The 18,877-nt window shown below is 39.6% G+C and carries 17 protein-coding genes; 6 read left to right on the forward strand and 11 right to left on the reverse strand.

Annotated features, from left to right (window positions below; genetic code table 11):
* Positions 1 to 40: 40 nt before the first annotated feature.
* The 3 genes from pstB to QL998_RS15380 are packed head-to-tail and all read right to left on the reverse strand — an operon-like array spanning position 41 to position 4,795.
* Positions 41 to 868 carry a phosphate ABC transporter ATP-binding protein PstB gene (pstB, locus tag QL998_RS15370; protein WP_002957840.1) on the reverse strand — a complete coding sequence of 276 codons (828 nt, stop codon included), beginning with the start codon at positions 866 to 868 and terminating at the stop codon, positions 41 to 43.
* 27 nt (positions 869 to 895) lie between these two features.
* On the reverse strand, positions 896 to 2,545 hold the full coding sequence (pstA, locus tag QL998_RS15375; protein WP_290193008.1) for a phosphate ABC transporter permease PstA: 1,650 nt from the start codon (positions 2,543 to 2,545) through the stop codon (positions 896 to 898).
* Between the two features lie 15 nt (positions 2,546 to 2,560).
* Positions 2,561 to 4,795, reverse strand: coding sequence for an ABC transporter permease subunit (locus QL998_RS15380; protein WP_290193009.1), 2,235 nt, complete (start codon positions 4,793 to 4,795; stop codon positions 2,561 to 2,563).
* Between the two features lie 381 nt (positions 4,796 to 5,176).
* Between QL998_RS15380 and QL998_RS15385 the strand changes: the two genes are divergently transcribed.
* Positions 5,177 to 5,683 (forward strand): ACT domain-containing protein, encoded by a 507-nt coding sequence (locus QL998_RS15385; RefSeq protein WP_007586460.1) that lies wholly within the window; start codon positions 5,177 to 5,179, stop codon positions 5,681 to 5,683.
* A gap of 176 nt (positions 5,684 to 5,859) precedes the next feature.
* Here QL998_RS15385 and QL998_RS15390 read toward each other — a convergent pair whose 3' ends face one another.
* The 7 genes from QL998_RS15390 to QL998_RS15420 form a co-directional block, all read right to left on the reverse strand.
* On the reverse strand, positions 5,860 to 6,315 hold the full coding sequence (locus tag QL998_RS15390) for a hypothetical protein (protein WP_165743420.1): 456 nt from the start codon (positions 6,313 to 6,315) through the stop codon (positions 5,860 to 5,862).
* Positions 6,316 to 6,515: 200 nt separating this feature from the next.
* Positions 6,516 to 9,635 carry an efflux RND transporter permease subunit gene (locus QL998_RS15395; RefSeq protein ID WP_290193010.1) on the reverse strand — a complete coding sequence of 1,040 codons (3,120 nt, stop codon included), beginning with the start codon at positions 9,633 to 9,635 and terminating at the stop codon, positions 6,516 to 6,518.
* Between the two features lie 8 nt (positions 9,636 to 9,643).
* Positions 9,644 to 11,206, reverse strand: coding sequence for an efflux RND transporter periplasmic adaptor subunit (locus tag QL998_RS15400; RefSeq protein ID WP_165743424.1), 1,563 nt, complete (start codon positions 11,204 to 11,206; stop codon positions 9,644 to 9,646).
* Positions 11,196 to 12,572, reverse strand: a complete 1,377-nt coding sequence (locus QL998_RS15405; protein ID WP_165743426.1) for a TolC family protein — start codon at positions 12,570 to 12,572, stop codon at positions 11,196 to 11,198. The genes QL998_RS15400 and QL998_RS15405 overlap by 11 nt, the downstream gene beginning before the upstream one ends.
* 112 nt (positions 12,573 to 12,684) lie before the next feature.
* Positions 12,685 to 13,047, reverse strand: a complete 363-nt coding sequence (locus QL998_RS15410; protein ID WP_225913250.1) for a hypothetical protein — start codon at positions 13,045 to 13,047, stop codon at positions 12,685 to 12,687.
* Between the two features lie 94 nt (positions 13,048 to 13,141).
* Positions 13,142 to 13,756, reverse strand: a complete 615-nt coding sequence (locus QL998_RS15415; RefSeq protein WP_290193011.1) for a paraquat-inducible protein A — start codon at positions 13,754 to 13,756, stop codon at positions 13,142 to 13,144.
* A gap of 2 nt (positions 13,757 to 13,758) precedes the next feature.
* On the reverse strand, positions 13,759 to 15,024 hold the full coding sequence (locus QL998_RS15420; RefSeq protein ID WP_182194439.1) for an EAL domain-containing protein: 1,266 nt from the start codon (positions 15,022 to 15,024) through the stop codon (positions 13,759 to 13,761).
* Between the two features lie 150 nt (positions 15,025 to 15,174).
* Here QL998_RS15420 and QL998_RS15425 point away from each other — a divergent pair, with 150 nt between their 5' ends.
* From QL998_RS15425 to QL998_RS15435, 3 genes are all read left to right on the forward strand, one after another.
* Complete coding sequence (locus QL998_RS15425; RefSeq protein ID WP_290193012.1) at positions 15,175 to 15,414, forward strand: hypothetical protein; 240 nt, start codon at positions 15,175 to 15,177, stop codon at positions 15,412 to 15,414.
* 77 nt (positions 15,415 to 15,491) lie between these two features.
* Complete coding sequence (locus QL998_RS15430; protein WP_024592489.1) at positions 15,492 to 16,058, forward strand: alkylphosphonate utilization protein; 567 nt, start codon at positions 15,492 to 15,494, stop codon at positions 16,056 to 16,058.
* 121 nt (positions 16,059 to 16,179) lie between these two features.
* Complete coding sequence (locus tag QL998_RS15435; protein ID WP_101164326.1) at positions 16,180 to 16,998, forward strand: META domain-containing protein; 819 nt, start codon at positions 16,180 to 16,182, stop codon at positions 16,996 to 16,998.
* A gap of 105 nt (positions 16,999 to 17,103) precedes the next feature.
* Here QL998_RS15435 and rlmJ read toward each other — a convergent pair whose 3' ends face one another.
* Positions 17,104 to 17,943, reverse strand: a complete 840-nt coding sequence (gene rlmJ / locus QL998_RS15440) for a 23S rRNA (adenine(2030)-N(6))-methyltransferase RlmJ (RefSeq protein WP_024605604.1) — start codon at positions 17,941 to 17,943, stop codon at positions 17,104 to 17,106.
* Positions 17,944 to 18,181: 238 nt separating this feature from the next.
* Here rlmJ and zapB point away from each other — a divergent pair, with 238 nt between their 5' ends.
* The gene (zapB, locus tag QL998_RS15445) at positions 18,182 to 18,412 is read left to right on the forward strand and encodes a cell division protein ZapB (RefSeq protein ID WP_290193013.1); all 231 of its coding nucleotides are present in this window, start codon (positions 18,182 to 18,184) and stop codon (positions 18,410 to 18,412) included.
* A complete protein-coding gene (locus QL998_RS15450) occupies positions 18,412 to 18,723 on the forward strand; it encodes a cell division protein ZapA (RefSeq protein ID WP_290193014.1) in 312 nt (103 codons plus the stop codon). Before zapB ends, QL998_RS15450 begins: the two co-directional genes overlap by 1 nt.
* Positions 18,724 to 18,877: the final 154 nt, after the last annotated feature.

Below are 18,877 nucleotides of genomic sequence, written 5' to 3' on the forward strand. Positions count from 1 at the left end.
CTTCTCTCTTAATCTTGTACAACACGCTATAACGGGCTAATTAACCGTAACGACCGGTAATGTAATCTTCAGTCTTTTTCTTCGTTGGTGTAGTAAATAAGGTATTTGTGTCTGAGTATTCAATCAATTCGCCCATATACATAAAGGCTGTTTGATCAGATACACGCGCTGCTTGTTGCATGTTGTGTGTAACAATAACAACGGTAAATTTGTTTTTTAAATCGTTTATTAGCTCTTCGATTACCAAAGTAGAAATAGGGTCGAGTGCTGATGTTGGTTCATCAAGTAAAAGTACCTCTGGCTCAATTGCAATTGAGCGAGCTATAACTAAACGTTGTTGCTGACCACCCGATAAGCCAAACGCGCTATCGTGCAATCTATCTTTTACTTCATCCCACAAAGCAGCACCACGAAGTGATTGCTCTACCACTTCATCTAATTTACGTTTCTCTTTAATGCCTTGTAAGCGCAGGCCATAAACTACATTTTCATAAATTGATTTAGGAAATGGATTAGGGCGCTGAAACACCATGCCTACATTACGACGAAGTGCTGCTACATCTACGCTCTTATCGTAAATATTTTGACCATGGAGTAATATTTCACCTTCAATACGGCAAATATCAACCAAATCATTCATGCGATTAATACAACGCAGTAATGTTGATTTACCACACCCAGACGGCCCGATAAACGCAGTTACTTGGCCTTTAGGAATGTTCATATTTACTTTATTAAGCGCCTGCTTATCACCGTAGTAAAGATCGAGGTCTTTAATCTCTAGCGCTTTTTGATCATCCGTTAAATTTTCTAGGTCTAACTTTTGACCAATATTAGCTTGGTTTACTTGTGGAGCGACTGTAATCATTTTTGTTACCTATAAAATCTTTACTAATTAGTGTTCAAGCGATCTGAATTTTTCACGTAAATGGTTACGTATACCAATGGCCGTTATGTTTAGGGTAATAATCACCGACACCAATAAAAAGGCAGTGGCGTATACCAGCGGACGTGCCGCTTCAACATTAGGGCTTTGGAAGCCAACATCGTATATATGAAAGCCTAAGTGCATGAACTTTCTATCTAAGTGAAAATACGGGAAGTTACCATCAAGTGGTAATGTAGGGGCCATTTTCACAACGCCTACTAACATTAATGGTGCAACTTCACCTGCAGCACGCGCAACTGCCAGTATTAAACCAGTCATAATTGCAGGGCTTGCCATTGGAATAATTATGCGCCATAACGTTTCAACCTTTGTTGCGCCAAGCGCTAGTGAACCGTCACGTACGGTACTTGGAATACGAGATAAGCCTTCTTCAGTCGATACAATAACAACTGGCAAAGTTAATATAGCAAGCGTTAACGCCGACCACATTACACCTGGCGTACCAAATACTGGCGTTGGCGACGATTCTGGATAAAATAGTTGGTCTAAGCTACCACCTAACATGTATACAAAAAAGCCAAGGCCAAATACACCATATACAATTGAAGGAACACCAGCCAAGTTAATCACCGCGATACGAATCATTTTAGTGATTGCATTTTTAGCGGCGTACTCGTGTAAGTAAATCGCAGCAACAACGCCAAACGGTGTCACTATTACAGCCATCAACATAACCATAAACACAGTACCAAATATAGCAGGGAAAACACCGCCCTCTGTATTTGCTTCACGTGGATCATCAGACACAAACTTACCTAGCTGTACAAAATAGTGACCTAGCTTTGCAAAAAAGCCCATGTCGTTTGGAAACCAAACATCAAGTACTTGGTACATTGGAATCGTTACAACCTCACCGCGCATATCTTTTACAGTTACGTGGTCACGCTTAGCTTGCTTGCGTAGTGCAAATAAATCTTTTTCAAGTACACCATACTGTGCACGTAATTCAGCACGCTCTTGAGCAAGCTCAGCAACACGCTCATCAGTAAGTGCGTTATCTAGTAAGTAGCCCTTTTCTTTTAAACGAAGACGCTCAAGCTCATAGTTAATATGCCCAATGTCACCATTTTGCAAATCAAGTGCTTCGTCGTTTAAGTCTACTGCACGCTCTACAAGCTCATGTAGCGCTTCAATCTTATCGCCTTCGACTGGTTTACCATCTTTAATTACACTTTCAACATAACCATAAAAATTACCGTTTTTACTACGCTCAAATACAGCAAGCGCCGCTGGTGCTGTTTTATTTTTTATGTCGGTTTCTAATATCCAACGAAAATCTAAATCTACATATTCGCGGTTACCTGTTTTAATAAGCAAGCGCTCTATTTCTTCTTTTTCAAATTCGCTAACATCAATACCTGTCGCGGCTAAACGCGTTTTTGGTACTAACTCACGATCGTAAACTTCGCCAATCACGGTTTGCTTTGCAATCGACCCTTCAAGTTCAAATTGCACAACTTCCGAAGGCCAAAAAAAACTTAATCCCTTCCAGGCTATCATTGCTAATAAGCCTAAAACTGAAATCAAACTGATGCTTACTGCACCACCGGTCATCCAAATCCAAGGAGAACCAGACTTAAACCACTGCTTTACCATGTCGTGTCTCTCCGCTTACATCGAGCTATATTTTTCACGCAGTTGCTGGCGAACAAACTCAGCGACTGTGTTAAAAATGAATGTGAATATGAATAGTACAAAGGCCGCTAAGAACAGTATTCTATAATGTGAACTGCCTACTTCAGACTCTGGCATTTCAACTGCAATATTTGCCGCAAGCGTTCGCATACCTTGGAAAATACTCCAATCCATAATAGGTGTATTACCCGTGGCCATAAGTACAATCATGGTTTCGCCAACTGCTCGGCCAAGTCCCATCATTACCGCTGAGAAAATACCAGGGCTTGCTGTTAGTAATACAACGCGTATTAGTGTTTGCCACTGCGTTGCACCTAATGCTAATGAGCCATTTGATAAATGCTTTGGAACACTAAATACAGCATCTTCTGCAATTGAGAATATGGTAGGAATAACCGCAAAACCCATCGCAATACCTACAACAAGTGAGTTACGTTGATCGAATGTCATACCCAGCTCATTTGTTAAGTACTGACGTACATTGCCGTCAAACATCCAAAGCTCAACAAATCCACTCATCGCAAACGAAAACCAACCAATAAGTAAGACGACCGGAATAAGGATAATTGAATGAGAACCTTCAGGAATTCTATGGCTAATTTTTGTTGGCAATTTAGTCCAAGCTAAGCCCGTCGCTAACATACCTAGCGGTAATAGTACGAGTAACCCAACAATCGCAGGTAAGTGTTCTTCTATTAACGGTGCTAACCAAAGACCCGCTAAAAAACCCAAAATAACCGTTGGTAATGCTTCCATTATTTCTACGGTAGGCTTAACCACTTTACGTAATTTGCTCGACATAAAGTATGCCGTGTAAATAGCCGCCGAAAGCGCGATTGGTACAGCAAACAACATAGCGTAAAGTGCAGCTTTTAATGTACCAAACGAAATTGGCACTAATGAAAACTTAGACTCAAAGTCATCACTAGCTGATGTTGACTGCCATATATAACCTGGCTCTGGGTAACCTTCGTACCAGACTTCTTGCCAAAGTGCTGACCAAGTAACTTCTGGATGCTCGTTGTGAATATCTAATACGGTTAGTTTGTTATCCGCTAAAATTAACGCAGCATTTGAACGTGGTGCAATTGCAAAGTTCTCTATTGCACCTTCACTTACTTTACCTTGCCAAAGTTTTGCTTCACTTGTTGTGTAATACACACCTAGCTCACCATTATTGCCGGTAGTAAAAAAAGTACGACGGTAAAACTCAGTAAATATATTTAGCTTACTTTGCTTAGTCGTTTCAAATGAGCGAATTTTTTGATATTCGCGGCCTGTGTCAGTGTTTACTTCAAACCACTGCGAAACCTCACCGTTATCATTCGCAAGCATTAATGAGTTTGCACCAGCCAACAACTGTGCAGATACAATATTGGCATTTTCTTCGTTAGCTGAAAGTAGCTGAATTTGCTCTACATCACTTGGGTCACGTGTATCGTATACGTAAACTTGATTAGCAGAACGTACAAAAGTACGGGTTGTATCTGGAGACATTAATAGCTCATCTACACGCCCTTCAACATCTAGCTCTGTGCGCTCAACAACCCACTCAACTTCGCCAGTAAACATATTCTCTTCAGCAACAAAACTGCTAAACAGCACCCGTTTGTCTTCTGTAAGTGCGACAACAGCTGTTCTGTCTTCATAGTGGCTAAATGCAAAGCGTTTAATAGCTGAGCCTTGTTCATCTACTTCCAAAGCCATTTCCCCAAGAGGAAAGTCTAAACGAGGCGTTAATTTACGCTCGTTATTAGGAAAGGTGACCAAAAATTTAGGTGCTACGACCATTACAGTGCCATCTTTTAAACCAAACGCATAATGCCCTTGAAAAGGCGCGCTAGTTGCAAAGCTTGTTGCATCACTTGGTAGCTCGGCGTTTAATGTTTTAAGCTTTTTACCAAAGCTGCCATCTTGCACACTGTAAAAATCAACCTGACCTTGCTGACTGAGTAAATAAGCAACTTCAGTTTGCTCTTCTACACCTAGGCCTGCTATTTGCTGCGAATTAGCGACCTGAAAGCTATCGCGTTTTTCTACTTTTGCTGATTCAAAAATTGGCTGTACTACATAAAGAAGGTAAAAGAATATTAATAGCAGTGCTACCAATACCATTATCCCACCTGCGGTTATACCAAATTTGGCAAACCGATCTTTAAATAGACGGCTTCGATCCGTATTAAAAGTCGGTTTATTCGGATTTGAAGTCATCAAAACACCCTTAAATCTTAACGTTCTATAAATTATATTTCATCAAGATGACAGTAATGTTACAGCAGTAATAATAAGCACGTTAAAACGGTTTTAAATAAAACTAGCGAAGAAAATCGCTAAATAAGTCTCATATAGATGATTTTTAAGTGAACTAAATTATAAAATAATTGGACAAAGCATTTATCGAGGTCAATACTAAAAGAGTACTTACTAAATAAGAATGACTATTAATACCGCGTATAGTCAACACAACCATATTCATTTTTATTGCTTTAAAATTAACGATTTATAGAAAGTACAACAACACACAATTTAGATTAGACAATACACTTAATGCCTATGCATTTACTTTCTTTGGGCTTAAAAAGAGAATTATTTATGAAGCAGTTGGTTATAACTATTTTAGGGAAAGATCGCCCTGGTTTAGTAGAGAGCATCTCATCAGTCGTATTACAAAATCATGGCAACTGGCTTAGTAGTAACTTAAGCCATTTATTAGGTCATTTTGCAGGTATTATTCAACTTGAAGTTGCTGAGGAGCATTTTCAATCATTACAAAGTGCTTTAAATAAGTTACCTAAGTTAGACGTTCGTATTGAAACCGGAAACACAGAGATTGAACCATCAACACTAGAGCAAATTAATCTAGTTATAACAGGTAACGACCGTCCTGGGATTGTTCAAGAACTGGCAAGTGTAATACGTCATAAAGGCGCTAATATTACTCACTTAAATTCAAGACAACAAAGTGCACCTAATTGGGGAGTGCCTATTTTTAGCGCTGTTGCTACCGTTACTTTGCCAAATGGTATGGATAAAGACGAAGTTATTGAAGCATTGGAATCAATTACAAGTGATTTAATTGTAGATACAGAAGAAGTTTAACCTCCATTTATGCGTGCCATACAACTGACACGCATACCATTTTAGTCCATCAAAATGCTCTGCAGATTATTTAACGCAGACATAAAATAAGCCGATGCAAGCATCAGCTATTTTAAATAATCACCTTAAAGCTAATAAGAGCGAGATAAACTCAGTAATCCCGCTCTTTTATAAAGCTACATATCCATATGACGATTAGTACTTTGCATCATTTGCTTTATACCTTGCTTTTCAAGCTCTAGTATTTGTTGAAGCTTTTCTTGCCCACTTTGAGTTTCAGCGCGTTCAAGTAAGTATTCATATAACTCAATCACTTTTTGATGTTGCTCTGATAAGTAAGCTTGAATAACTTTCTCATCAAATTGCTGGTCTTTACTAATGTCTTCGAAAGTAATTAGCTCAGGATTTTTAGCAAAGTATTCATAACTGTACGTATCGAGCGTATTTATTTCAGTTATCGCTTTAAACCCGACTAAATCTTCGGCGAGTTTTTTTTCGTAATTTAGGTAGTAGTCCACCAGCATTGCATTATGTTCATCGAGTAAATCCTTTACGCTATAAAAATTAGCCGCCATTTGCGTATGAAACAAAACGGTCCAATCGTATACCTCTTTAATTGTTTTAACTTGCATGTGCATTCCTTACTTAGTTGACTGTATAGGTAATACACTGCGTAAAGCGTGCCAATTAAAAAGCCATTTAAAAACAGTTGGTTAATTTAAATATGAGTAATAACTAGCTCTTTAATAGAACAACTTACAAATTATAGGTAATTTTTATAGAGCAATGCGTGGGTAGTAACCGCACTGCTCTATCGTCTTGTTGCTTTATATTATTTAAGTCCTTGTTTGCGCCACAGTAGGTAAACCGCAGGAATAACAAGTAAGGTGAGTACAATTGCACTGCCCATACCGCCAACCATAGGTGCAGCTATTCGACTCATTACTTCGCTTCCGGTGCCTGTGCCATACAGCACAGGTAGCAAGCCAATAATAATTGTCGCGACAGTCATCATAACCGGGCGTACTCGAAGCCCTGCACCTTCAATAATAGCTTGCTGTAATTGCACTAAACTAAGTGGCTTATCTGCCTGCTCTGCTTCGATGCATTTTTCTTGATAGGCTTGGTTTAAATACACCAACATAATGACCCCAATTTCTACCGCTACCCCAGCTAAGGCAATAAAACCTACACCCACTGCAACTGAAAAGTTAAAGCCCTCTAAATACATTAGCCATACGCCACCAATCATTGCCAGTGGCAACGTAGCCATAATAATAGTGACCTCAGCAAAGCTTCTAAAATTAAGATAAAGCAACACAATAATAATCGCTAATGTAAGTGGTAATACATAAGTCAGTTTGTCTTTAGCGCGCTGCATGTATTCATACTGCCCAGCCCACGTAATTGAGTAGCCAGCAGGTAGTATTAGGTCCTTATCGAGCACTTGCTGAGCGTGCTCAACGTAAGTACCAATATCAACGCCATCTATATCAATAAAACTCCAACCGTTTAAACGTGCATTTTCGCTTTTTATACCAGGCGGTCCATCTTCAATAAATACATTGGCTACATCACCAAGTGCTATACGCTGCCCTGTAGGCGTTACAATGGGTAACAACATTAGCTCTTCTGGCGAGTCTCTGTATGCTTGCGGGTAACGCAAATTAACTGGGTAGCGCTCTTGCCCTTCTACGGTTTGAGTTACGTTTGTACCACCAATTGCAGTAGATACAACTTGCTGTATGTCGCTAATATTTAAGCTATAGCGCGCGGCTTTTTCACGATTTATATCTACTTTTATATAACGTCCACCGGCTACTCGCTCTGAGTAAACCGATGCAGTGCCTTGTAGATCTTTTAAAAGCACTTCTATTTGTTGACCAATTTTTTGAATTTCACTCAACTTTGGTCCCGCAACTTTAATGCCCACGGGAGTTTTAATACCGGTTGCGAGCATATCAATACGTGTTTTAATTGGCATTACCCACGCATTCGTCAACCCCGGAAACTTAACCAAACCGTCGAGTTCTTTTTTAAGTTTTTCAAGGGTCATACCATCGCGCCATTCATCTTTTGGTTTTAACTGAATAAACGTCTCTATCATTGTAAGCGGCGCAGGATCTGTTGCAGTTTCTGCTCGCCCAACTTTACCAAATACTGTTTTAACCTCGGGTACTGTGGCAATTAGCTTGTCGGTTTGCTGTAGTATTTCGCGCGCTTTACCTACCGATAAACCAGGATACGTTGTGGGCATATACATTAAGTCGCCCTCATCAAGTGGCGGAATAAATTCACTGCCTATTTTGTTTACCGGGTAAAAGCCAATAACAGAAACAACCACCGCGAGTACCAATGTCATTTTTGGAAATTTAAGCACCCAGTTAAGTAGTGGGCGATACGCTGCGACGAGTAATCGGTTAACTGGATTTTTTTGCTCCGAAATAACTTTACCTCTAATAAAGTAACCCATTAATACCGGCACCAAGGTAATCGCAAGCCCAGCAGACGCTGCCATAGCATAGGTTTTAGTGTAAGCCAGTGGCGCAAACATACGTCCTTCTTGCGCTTCTAAAATAAATACCGGCATAAAGCTGACGGTAATAATTAATAAACTAAAAAATAATGCAGGACCCACTTCACTCGCCGATTTAGCCACAACTTCCCAGCGGTTTTCGTTGGTAAGGGGCGTTTTTTCCATATGTTTGTGCATATTTTCAATCATGACGATAGCGCCGTCGGTCATTGCACCTATCGCTATTGCAATTCCTCCTAAAGACATAATGTTGGCGTTAATCCCCTGCCAATACATAATTATAAATGCCGTTAAAATCCCAAGCGGTAACGTAATAATCGCCACCAATGATGAGCGCACATGAAACAAAAACACCACACACACCAAAGCAACTACAATCAGCTCTTCAATTAGCTTACTTGTTAGATTATCTACCGCGTTATTAATTAAGTTGGAGCGATCGTACACAGGGATTATTTCAACGCCCTCTGGTAATCCCTTTTTAAGTGATTCTAATTTTGCTTTTACCAGCTCAATAGTTTTTTGTGCATTTTCGCCATAGCGCATAATAACAATGCCGCCGGTTACTTCGCCTTCGCCATTAAGCTCTGCAATACCACGGCGCATTTGCGGCCCGACTCTAATATCGGCTACATCACGCAATTGCAGCGCAGTACCATTAGCGTTTACACCAAGCGGAATAGCTTCTAGGTCGGCAACACTTTTAATGTAGCCTGTGCTTGTTACCATGTATTCAGCTTCAGCCATTTCAACTACCGAGGCGCCCATCTCTTGGTTGCCTTGTTGAATCGCCGTTTGAATAAGGCTAAGCGGGATACCATATGCACGTAATTTATCAGGCTCTACATTGACTTGGTATTGCTTAACCATGCCACCAACAGCAGCCACTTCAGATACACCGGGCACAGTTTGTAGCTCAAACTTTAAAAACCAATCTTGTAAGCTTCGTAGCTGACTAATATCGTGTTTATTTGTTTTATCAATTAGTGCGTATAAGTAAATCCAACCTACGCCTGTTGCATCAGGGCCAAGCTCTGGCGTAGCGCTATCGGGCAATCGGTTTGCTGCTTGGCTTAGGTATTCTTGTACTCGGCTACGCGCCCAATACAAATCAGTTTTTTCGTCAAAAATAACGTAAACGTACGAGTCACCAAAAAACGAAAAACCCCTTACAGTTTGTGCACCCGGCACAGAAAGCATTGCAGTGGTGAGCGGAAATGTAACTTGGTCTTGCACTACTTGCGGCGCTTGCCCCGGGTAAGTAGTTTTTATAATGACCTGAACATCAGATAAGTCAGGTAAGGCATCCACGGGCGTATTTTTTAGTGCAAACAATCCTCCACCCAGTAAAATTAATGTAAGCAACAACACAAAAAAGCGATTGCCAACAGACCAGCGAATAATGGCAGTTATCATAATGGCTCCTAGTGAGAACTATGTTGCATAGGTTGCATAGTAGAATGATCAATCAGCTCTGCGTTTTGCGCTTTAGTAATTACAAATTCATCATTAATAATGCTAAAAGTAAAATTAATATGCTGGGCATTTTCAAACTGAGTAATATCAATATCTGGCGCTAATACAAAGTCCATTGTGGCGGGTTCTCGATTCCATTTTTCAATGGCTTCTCGACTAATATTTATAATGCGATTTTGTGTATCTATGGCATTAATAGTGCCGTTAACCGTGGCGCTTTGTGGCTGCATATCCATGTTCATATTAGAGTCTGAACCAGAATCCGAGCTCATACCTGAGCTAATACCAGAACTAGGCATTTCCATTCGCTTAAAGTCAGAGCTTTTACTCGATTCAGAGTCTATTAAAAATTGCGCTGAAGTCACTACCGTGTCACCTGTCATTACACCTGACAAAATCACCGCTTCATTACTATTAATTTGCCCAACGTCGACTTCTACCGATTTAAAACGACCCTCACCTAATGCAATAACTACACGGTTTTGATGCTGCGTGCGAATTACCGCTTCTTTAGAGACTGTAAATTGCGCCTTACTCGCTTTAGCGTGAATGCTCACTTGTGCAAACATATTTGGTTTTAACCGATGATCTGCATTTTCAAACCTAAGCCTTACACGCAGAGTCCGGTTTTTAGCATCAAGCGCGGGGTAAATGTAATCAACCTTACCTTCCCACTTTTGACCTTTTAAGTAATCAAGCGTCATTGTAACGGGCAACCCAACACTCACTTGTTCTGATTGGCGCTCGAACACTTCCGCCTCTACCCAAATTTCATCAAGCTGGGCAATACTCATCATTGATGTGCCTGGTTTAACGTAAAAGCCTTCTCGTACTGTTAGCTCATCTACCACACCACTTTGCTTTGCGTAAAAAGTAATATTTTGCATTATCTTTTTATTTTTTTGTAAGCGCTCGATAAATCCATCAGACACATTTAACGACTCTAAACGCGCCTTTGCAGCCCGAATTAACACGGTATTATTACGATTAACCGCCAATAAAAGCTCTTCCTGTGCGTTCACCAATTGTGGTGAATACAATGTATATAAAGGCTCACCGGCTTTAACTTCTGCGCCTTGTGCTTTAACATATAAACTTTCAATCCAGCCTTCTACACGCGGATGAATGTGAATAAGTTGGTCTTGGTTATATTGCACATAACCCACAGTATTTATATCGCTGTGAAGTGTTTTAAGCTCTACTTTGGCAGTTCTTACACCAAAGTTATTAACTACTGCAGGCGAAATAGTTACAGCACCAGGTCCATCCTGAGCGTTGCTAGCGTTTTCATACACAGGTACTAAATCCATTCCCATTGGCGAAAGCCCTGGCGTGTCACGCCTGTAATTACTATCCATAGGGGCTACCCAATATAAGGGCTGTTTGTCTGCGCTTTGTTGTTCATTCATTGCCGAGTTGCTAGGTAAAAACTGCATTACTAAGCCGCCTATTAACCCAAAGGCGCCTGCGCCAACTAAGGCGGCAACAAGTAACTTTAAATTAGTATTCATTGTGTAATTCTCCAGTTTGCTCGCTCATTACTTGGGGGTCTAAGCTACTTGCATAATAATTAAGGCGGGCGGTAATAATATGTTGATCTACTTGAATATTCAGTGCATCAATTTTGGCGTTAAGTTCACTAATGCGCGCGCGCATCACGTCAGAAAAATCCCCGTCGTCGCGTGTATAAGCATTTAGTGTTGCCTGAGATTGCTCTGACATTTGCGGTAATAACGTATTTTGATAAAGCGCATCGCGTTTTTGCAAACGAGCGAGTTGGCTAAACTCCTTAAAGTACATGCCTTTGAGTTTTTGAAGCGCCACCAGCTTTTGTGTTTTAGTAGCTTCTGCACTCGCAATAGCCGATTTAACCTGTTGATCTTGTCTGTTATCAGTAAACAATGGCAAATCAATACTAAACCCTACAGAGAGTAAATCAGCTCGCGACTCACCCATCGGGGTATCATCCCGGTAACCATAACCCACATTAACGCCCATCTGAGGTTTGTAGCTTTGCTTAGCGAGTGCAACTTCGGTTTGCTTTGCCGTTACGGTTTTATCTATCGCAATAATTGCGGGATGCGTCATAAGCAACTGTATTAGCTCATCAAATTCAAGGCTCGCAAAATCAACCAGCCCTGCGGTTTTAGTAAACTCAGTATTTAAAGGCTGCATAAGCATATTCATAGGTAACCACTGTGCTAAACGGTTTTTAGCACTTTCAAATTGCTGCTCAAGCATAACCAGCTTATCTTCAAGACGGGTGAGTTCTAATTGCGCACGAATAATATCTTGCTGACGTGTTTTACCTAAGGTGCTTGCGTAGCTTGCTTCGGTAATGTCAATAAGTTGAGTAAATAGCCCTTTATCTAGCTCAATTAAAGCAATACTTCGCTGAGCACGATACGCGTTTAACCACGACTCAATCACAATTGCTTTTACTTGTGCTAAGCGATCGGCGCGCTGCGAAGGGTATTGTTGAGCAGACTGTGCTAATGCTTTTTGTCTAAGCGCTAAACTATTCCCTCGGCTAAACTTTTGGCTCAAATCAACTTTAAGCTGCGTCATCCCTTCTTGATCAAACGCATAACCGTTAGTAGGTAAGTTGAGTAAGCCAACCGTTAAAACAGGATCGGGTAAGGTGCCAGCGGCAATGCTTTGCGCTATTGCTGCATCTTCTTGGTAGCCACTCGCTTTTAGCCATGGCTCATGCGTTAGCGCATAATTAAGCGCTTGCGTTAAGCTAAGCGTTTGCTCATTACTAGTTTGCTTTAGTGTTTCGGTATTTAGGTTATTTTGATTGTTTTGCGCATTAACGGCTGTGCTAAATAACACAACACTACATAATACGACTTTAATACTTACAGCGTGGTTCATCACCTGCTCCATCTAAAAATAAAAGAAAATCTTAAATTAGGAAGCAAAAAAGGTGTTTAGGAGTTACCAATAAACGGGGTTACCGCAATTTTTACATACACCTATCCTGCTATTAAGCAGACATAGGAGGGCGGTAGAGTGAACGAGGTATATTAATTTGTGTAGTAAATACACGTACATTTACTTTTTCAGATTCAAGTAAAGTAACGCTAAATAAAGTATCAACATTAAGCATTGAGTTAGCAGCGCAGCCACTCATAGGGCATTTACAGTCATTTTGTGGCGTACTTTCGTCGTCGCAACAATCCATCTGCATCATATTTTCAGACATGCTAACGACAGCTGTTGCATCACTACTTTGTGTCATTGGCATTTGGGCATGCGTTGCTGTCTTAGTTGGCATATGTGGCATTTCGCATACCATAGCTACAGACGCAACTGCCTGACCCACAAAAGTGAGCAGTAAAGTTATCATGAGTAAACTAGAGTAAAAACGTTGCAACATTATGCCTTTTAATAAACTTTAAAATGATTGTAAGGTAACCTAACGGCAACCACAAATACTTTAATTATGTAGACTGCGGTTTAGCAGGTGTTTTAATTAAGTTACTCGCGATAATTGCAAATATACAATATGCGCTAAAATACCAAAACCCTTCACAAAATTGTGCATTCATAACAAGTAGCTCGCCACTTTTACCATGGGCGTTACCTGCTAAGTAAGTCACTATTAATGCAATAACAAATACATCAACCATGCTCCACTTACTTAATGCACAAATAACCAGACCGAGCTTTTGCTTAAACCCATTCAAAGGTAGGCAACAATAAAGCAACTGTAATAATAGCTTTAAGCTTGGAATAACAATAGAAAACAACCCCACTAAAGCGGCTACAAATAAATTATTATTGCTAGCAAGCTCTTTAACTGTGCCTAAAATACTTTGTGTTTTGTTATAGGCGCTAATCTCACCTTCTAACTTATCAAGCCCTAGCATGTTCGAGAACATCATTAGCATACTGCGAGTTCGACCATCGCCCTCTTCAGCCAGCATTTCAATACCCGCTTGCGCTAGTTTTGATTTATCTATGTTGCCCTCTATTGTTAATACTGGTTTTGTAATACCAGGAAACAATAAACAAAGAGCAACCACTACACTTATAACCGACAACCAATTACGCATATTTATTCTGCTATTGCCTCAATAATGTCGTCACTGTATAAAACAGCATCCAGTAAAAAATTAAATATATGCCCAACATGTTGTTCGGGATTTATTTTAGCTAGTTGAACCATCGCCTTATCAATATTATCTACTTCAAACTCTTTTATTAGCGATAAACACTCACCTAAAGTGCCTTTTTCAAGTAGTAACGCATCAGATATTGCAGCATCTAAAGTAAACTCTTTAACTATGTCTTTTAAATCGCCATCTAAAATGGCATCAAGCACAGAAAACAAACCCACTAGATAGCCTTGCTCAGTCAGTTCTTTATTATTTTGCTCTAAAATAAGCGACATAAATTGTGCCCGAGTTAAAGCAAGCTTAGTTAACTCAGTTGGTTTTTCGACCCCCAACTCACTAATTGCTAATACACGAACAAATTGCCTTATTGTATCTTCACCTAAATAAATAACCGCTTGTGAAATAGAAGTAATAACTAAATTTGCTTTGCCTGAACGCGCGTTAGCCAGCTTTAAAACCCTGGCTGTTATGGCTACATCTCTGGCCACTCGTTGATGAACTTCTTTAAAGCAAAGTGTTTGTTTTGCTGTAAAACGCAATAGATCAAAAACAGTTAACTTTGAAGGCTCTACACCTTTATACGTAATCATTTCTGGGCGAGAAAAAAAGAACCCCTGAAATAAATCACAGCCTGCCAATTTTAATATATTAAATTGTTCATGCGTCTCTATTCGTTCAACAATTATTTTTGCATGTGGATTTGCGCGTTTTATTTTTTTAATGCGCATATTGGTTTTAATAACCGGATCATCTATCTCAATTTTTATGTAATCAACATGTGCTAATAGTGGCTCCCATTTTGGATCGCCATCGTAATCATCAAGTGCAAAAACATACCCTTCTTTTTTAAGTTCTTGCACACGCTCAGCAACCGCAGGAATATTACCCGTGCGCTCTACTATTTCAATAACACTATTTTCTGGCAATAAAAGTTTGGGAAAGTTATCGAGAATAGTTTCTGATGACAAGTTTATAAAAGCTAAATGATGCGCGGTAAGTCTATCTAAACCTACCAACATTAATGCATTAAAAAACAGGCGGCTTGTCGCATGCACATCAGAAGTGCCCACAGGAAACGCATTATTGGCTGAATCTCGATAGAGTAGTTCGTATGAGAAAACATTCTGATCTATATCAAAAATAGGTTGCCGGGCGACAAACTGAGTTATTTTTTGTACCTCATCAGGTATGTTATTTAATTTCACTTGGCTCTAAACCTATAAATAAGAGATGGCAAAACAGCCAATAATACGTGTACTTTAATGCAACTCGCATAAGATAAACATAGTAACCATTACAAAACAGCTAAAACTACACAATACTCATATAATAACTTTAATATAAAAGGTGGAGCTTTGACCAACTTTTTTCAGATATTAAAAGTTTGTCTTTTGCTATTTATATTTTCAACTTTAGCAAAGCCTAACACCACGCCCTTAAAATATAATGTGGGTGCATCTGGCAAGCATTATCCATTTTATACAAACGATTCAGCCAAACCAGGCATTCCCCCCCGGAATAATCAAAAAAGCACTCAAGGCTATATAAAAAGTATTAAAGATAAGTGTATGAGTAATATACCCACACAAAATTAAGGGACTAATGGCGCAGAGCTCGTGTTTTGGAGTATAATAGCAGCAATGTTAACTCGACCAGAATCAGAAAGAGCCCCATGAGTATTGAAAAAGCCTTAATCGAACGTAGTAATAATCAATGTGAATTGTGTGCAGCCACCGAGAACTTATCTGTTTATGAAGTACCACCGGTAACTGAAACCCACTCAGATAAATGTATTTACACGTGTCAAACATGTAAAGATCAAATCGAGAATAACAGCGAAATAATGCCTACACATTGGCACTGTTTAAACGATAGCATGTGGAGCCAAACTCCTGCAGTACAAGTTGTAGCTTACAGAATGCTTTCGCGTTTAGCGCCTGATAATGGCTGGGCACAAGATGCGCTAGACATGATTTACCTTGAAGAAGACACGCTAACCTGGGCTAAAAAAGCACTTGCCGAAGATGACGATTTAAAGCATGTAGATAGTAACGGTGTAGTACTTCAAGCAGGCGATACTGTTACCCTAATTAAAGACTTAGACGTTAAAGGCAGTAGCCTTACCGCTAAACGTGGAACAGCTGTTCGTAATATTGGCCTAACCAGCAACCCTGAACATATTGAAGGGCGAGTTGACGGCCAGCGCATTGTTATTTTAACTAAGTTTGTTAAAAAATAATCGTTTGTTTTTAATTATTAAAGGCGCTAATGCGCCTTTTTTTATGTTTAAAATAAGTTAAGGAATGATTAAGTAACTAGGTAATACACTAAGGACATAATATTGAGTAAGGATAACCAACATGGAAAAGCATCAAGCAGTATCTTCGCGTAAAAAGGCAGTTGCAGGGATTGGCTTATTGGCGCTTAGCGCTTTTGCAGTAACTGGCTGCGGTGAGCAAACTAAATCGACTGAAAACACAGAAATTGCAGAAGCAATAACCAGCCTAACTATCCAAGCTAGCTACAAAGATCGCAGTATGCTTCGCCCTGGCTCGCAATTAATAGTTACGCTTTCCAATGTATCTAAAATGGATGTAAAAGCCGATATAATCACACAAGAAGTGATTGATGTAACCCAAGCCCCGCCATTTACCGTTGAGCTAATTTATGATGCCAGCAAAATTAGCGATAAACATCGCTATAGCCTAAGCGCCAGAATTATAAATAAAGACAAAGTGCTTTACACAAGTACAACAAATCATGACCCGTTTGCAGAATCACAGTTAACTACCCCCTATAAAATTGAGCTTTCAAAAGTGTCGACTCAAAAACCCGATGTAACACTCACAAATACTTACTGGAAAGCAATAACAATAAATGCTCAAACTGTGAATGTTACAACTAAAGAACCATTCATTCAGTTCAATAAAGACCACCGCGTTAATGGCTTTTTAGGCTGTAATAATTTTAGCGGAAGCTATAGCACCGAGCAGCAAACAATTACACTTAGTCAGCTAGCAAGTACAAAAAAGATGTGCTCGGATAATATGAGCCAAGAAGCGGCTATGTCTGACGTACTTAGCAAAACTTCAAAGTGGGAAATAACAGGTGAATCACTAAAACTTAAAAACAGTCGCGGTAATACGCTTGCTACTTTTAGTGCGGTTTATTTTAATTAATATTTAGCTCCCTTATATATATTACCTAACACATTCGTATTGATTTTAAATAAAATGCCCAGCAAAGCTGGGCATTTTATTATTCGTTATAAGCGCTATTTAAAGTTACTCATCAACGAGTTGTTCACTTCTGTAAAAACCACTTGGCTCACTTAACAAACTAACAAGTTCAGGCATTATTGCATCCATTGTTTGCTTTAGCTTCCATGGAGGATTAATTACAATCATGCCCGATGCTGTCATACCGTGTACGTCAGTATCCGCTTCAGTGCCTAATTCAAATAACTGAATGTTGCGCATTCCTGAATCAATTAAGCCCTGCTCCATATTATCAATGCGCTCTCTGTCTACTACCGGATACCAAATCATATAAGTACCTGTAGCAAAACGCTGATGAGCTTTAACTAAGGTTTTTACAACCGTTTCGTAGTCATCTTTAATTTCGTACGGAGGGTCAATTAACACACACGCTCTGCGAGATGCTGGTGGTAATAATCCTACTAAGCCGGTAAAGCCATCTTCTCCACGTACACGAATAGAGCGCTTACCTTGCATGTTTTCTTCAAGTAATAATAAATCGCGCGGGTGCAATTCAAAAAACCAGCCCTTATCTTGGCGGCGCAAGTAATGCTCTGCAATTTTTGGTGAACCTGGATAAAATGCAAGTTCGTCAGTGTCGTTAAATGACTTAATTAATTCAATGTACTCATTAAGCTCAGCATGTTCACTTTTATGTTGCCAAAGTTTTTCAATACCATCTTGATACTCTTGCGTTTTTTGCGCATCAGCAGCTGCCAGTTCAAAAAAGCCAGCACCTGAATGCGTGTCTATATAATCAAGCGGTTTATCTTTAATTGTTTGATAATTTAGTACTTGTGCCAGTACTAAATGTTTAAGTACATCGGCAGGATTACCCGCATGAAATGAGTGTCTGTAACTAAGCATTATTTATTTTCGCCATACGCAATTTAATATCGTAAGTGAACCATAAGCACTAGGCTTTGGCAACTTACACCAAGATAAGAGAGTGTTAAAGTGAACCATTTCTGAATGAAAAAGCTCATATGCTGAATTATCCCTTAACACAGAAGAAAAATCAGCTAAAACCACCGTAAATGCTGGCAAATCAACACACTTTGCTTTACATTTGCATGACATTAATTACAGTTATATGAGCGCCTTTATGAACAACACTACTCTTCAACAACTCGAACAACTGATCGATTCTTTAATCGAACGTAATAATCAATTACAAACAGATGTTGCTACTTTAAAAGAACAGAGCACTAAACTAAGCGATGAAAACGAATTACTACAGCTTGAAGCTTTAGAAAATGAAGAAAAGCAAAAAGATGCCAGCACTACTTTATCTGGTCTTCTTGATAAATTACAAAGCGCACAACAGGCTAGCTAATGTCTGAGCTGCAAAACCAGCGGGTCACTGTTGAGTTGCTAGGTAAAGAGCAGCAATTTGCTTGCCCCGAAGGGCAGGAAGATGCATTAATAGCAGCAGCTAAAAATCTAAATGACTTAGTTGAGCAAATGAAACAACGCTCAACCGTTAGAAACGATCAAAAAGCCCTACTAATGGCAGCATTAAACTTAAGCCACGAATTGCTAGAAGCAAAAACACAGGCTACAGTTGAACAACAGCATCAAGACCAATTGATTGATAAACTCAGTCTGCATTTGGCAAATGACCCCAAACACCATCGAGTAGGGTGAGGCTTATGCCTCATCCCTCTCACAGAACCGTACGTACGGACCTCGTATACGGCTCCTGTACCCTTCACATTTTATCAACTTATTTCCTAAACGCTGATAAAGCAAGCCATCCCGTATTCACTTTTTCTATTGGATATAAACCAAGCTCCTCAAA

Source organism: Pseudoalteromonas sp. APC 3691 (assembly GCF_030408135.1).
Classification (GTDB): Bacteria; Pseudomonadota; Gammaproteobacteria; order Enterobacterales; family Alteromonadaceae; genus Pseudoalteromonas.

Bases quoted from the DNA above. Each gene is read 5' to 3' on its own strand.
- QL998_RS15410 (WP_225913250.1), bottom strand. From the start codon at position 13,047: ATGATAACTTTACTGCTCACTTTTGTGGGTCAGGCAGTTGCGTCTGTA.
- QL998_RS15415 (WP_290193011.1), bottom strand. From the start codon at position 13,756: ATGCGTAATTGGTTGTCGGTTATAAGTGTAGTGGTTGCTCTTTGTTTA.
- QL998_RS15380 (WP_290193009.1), bottom strand. From the start codon at position 4,795: ATGACTTCAAATCCGAATAAACCGACTTTTAATACGGATCGAAGCCGT.
- QL998_RS15450 (WP_290193014.1), top strand. From the start codon at position 18,412: ATGTCTGAGCTGCAAAACCAGCGGGTCACTGTTGAGTTGCTAGGTAAA.
- rlmJ (WP_024605604.1), bottom strand. From the start codon at position 17,943: ATGCTTAGTTACAGACACTCATTTCATGCGGGTAATCCTGCCGATGTA.
- QL998_RS15435 (WP_101164326.1), top strand. From the start codon at position 16,180: ATGGAAAAGCATCAAGCAGTATCTTCGCGTAAAAAGGCAGTTGCAGGG.
- QL998_RS15395 (WP_290193010.1), bottom strand. From the start codon at position 9,635: ATGATAACTGCCATTATTCGCTGGTCTGTTGGCAATCGCTTTTTTGTG.
- QL998_RS15430 (WP_024592489.1), top strand. From the start codon at position 15,492: ATGAGTATTGAAAAAGCCTTAATCGAACGTAGTAATAATCAATGTGAA.
- QL998_RS15405 (WP_165743426.1), bottom strand. From the start codon at position 12,572: ATGAACCACGCTGTAAGTATTAAAGTCGTATTATGTAGTGTTGTGTTA.
- zapB (WP_290193013.1), top strand. From the start codon at position 18,182: ATGAACAACACTACTCTTCAACAACTCGAACAACTGATCGATTCTTTA.
- pstB (WP_002957840.1), bottom strand. From the start codon at position 868: ATGATTACAGTCGCTCCACAAGTAAACCAAGCTAATATTGGTCAAAAG.
- QL998_RS15390 (WP_165743420.1), bottom strand. From the start codon at position 6,315: ATGCAAGTTAAAACAATTAAAGAGGTATACGATTGGACCGTTTTGTTT.
- QL998_RS15385 (WP_007586460.1), top strand. From the start codon at position 5,177: ATGAAGCAGTTGGTTATAACTATTTTAGGGAAAGATCGCCCTGGTTTA.
- QL998_RS15400 (WP_165743424.1), bottom strand. From the start codon at position 11,206: ATGAATACTAATTTAAAGTTACTTGTTGCCGCCTTAGTTGGCGCAGGC.
- pstA (WP_290193008.1), bottom strand. From the start codon at position 2,545: ATGGTAAAGCAGTGGTTTAAGTCTGGTTCTCCTTGGATTTGGATGACC.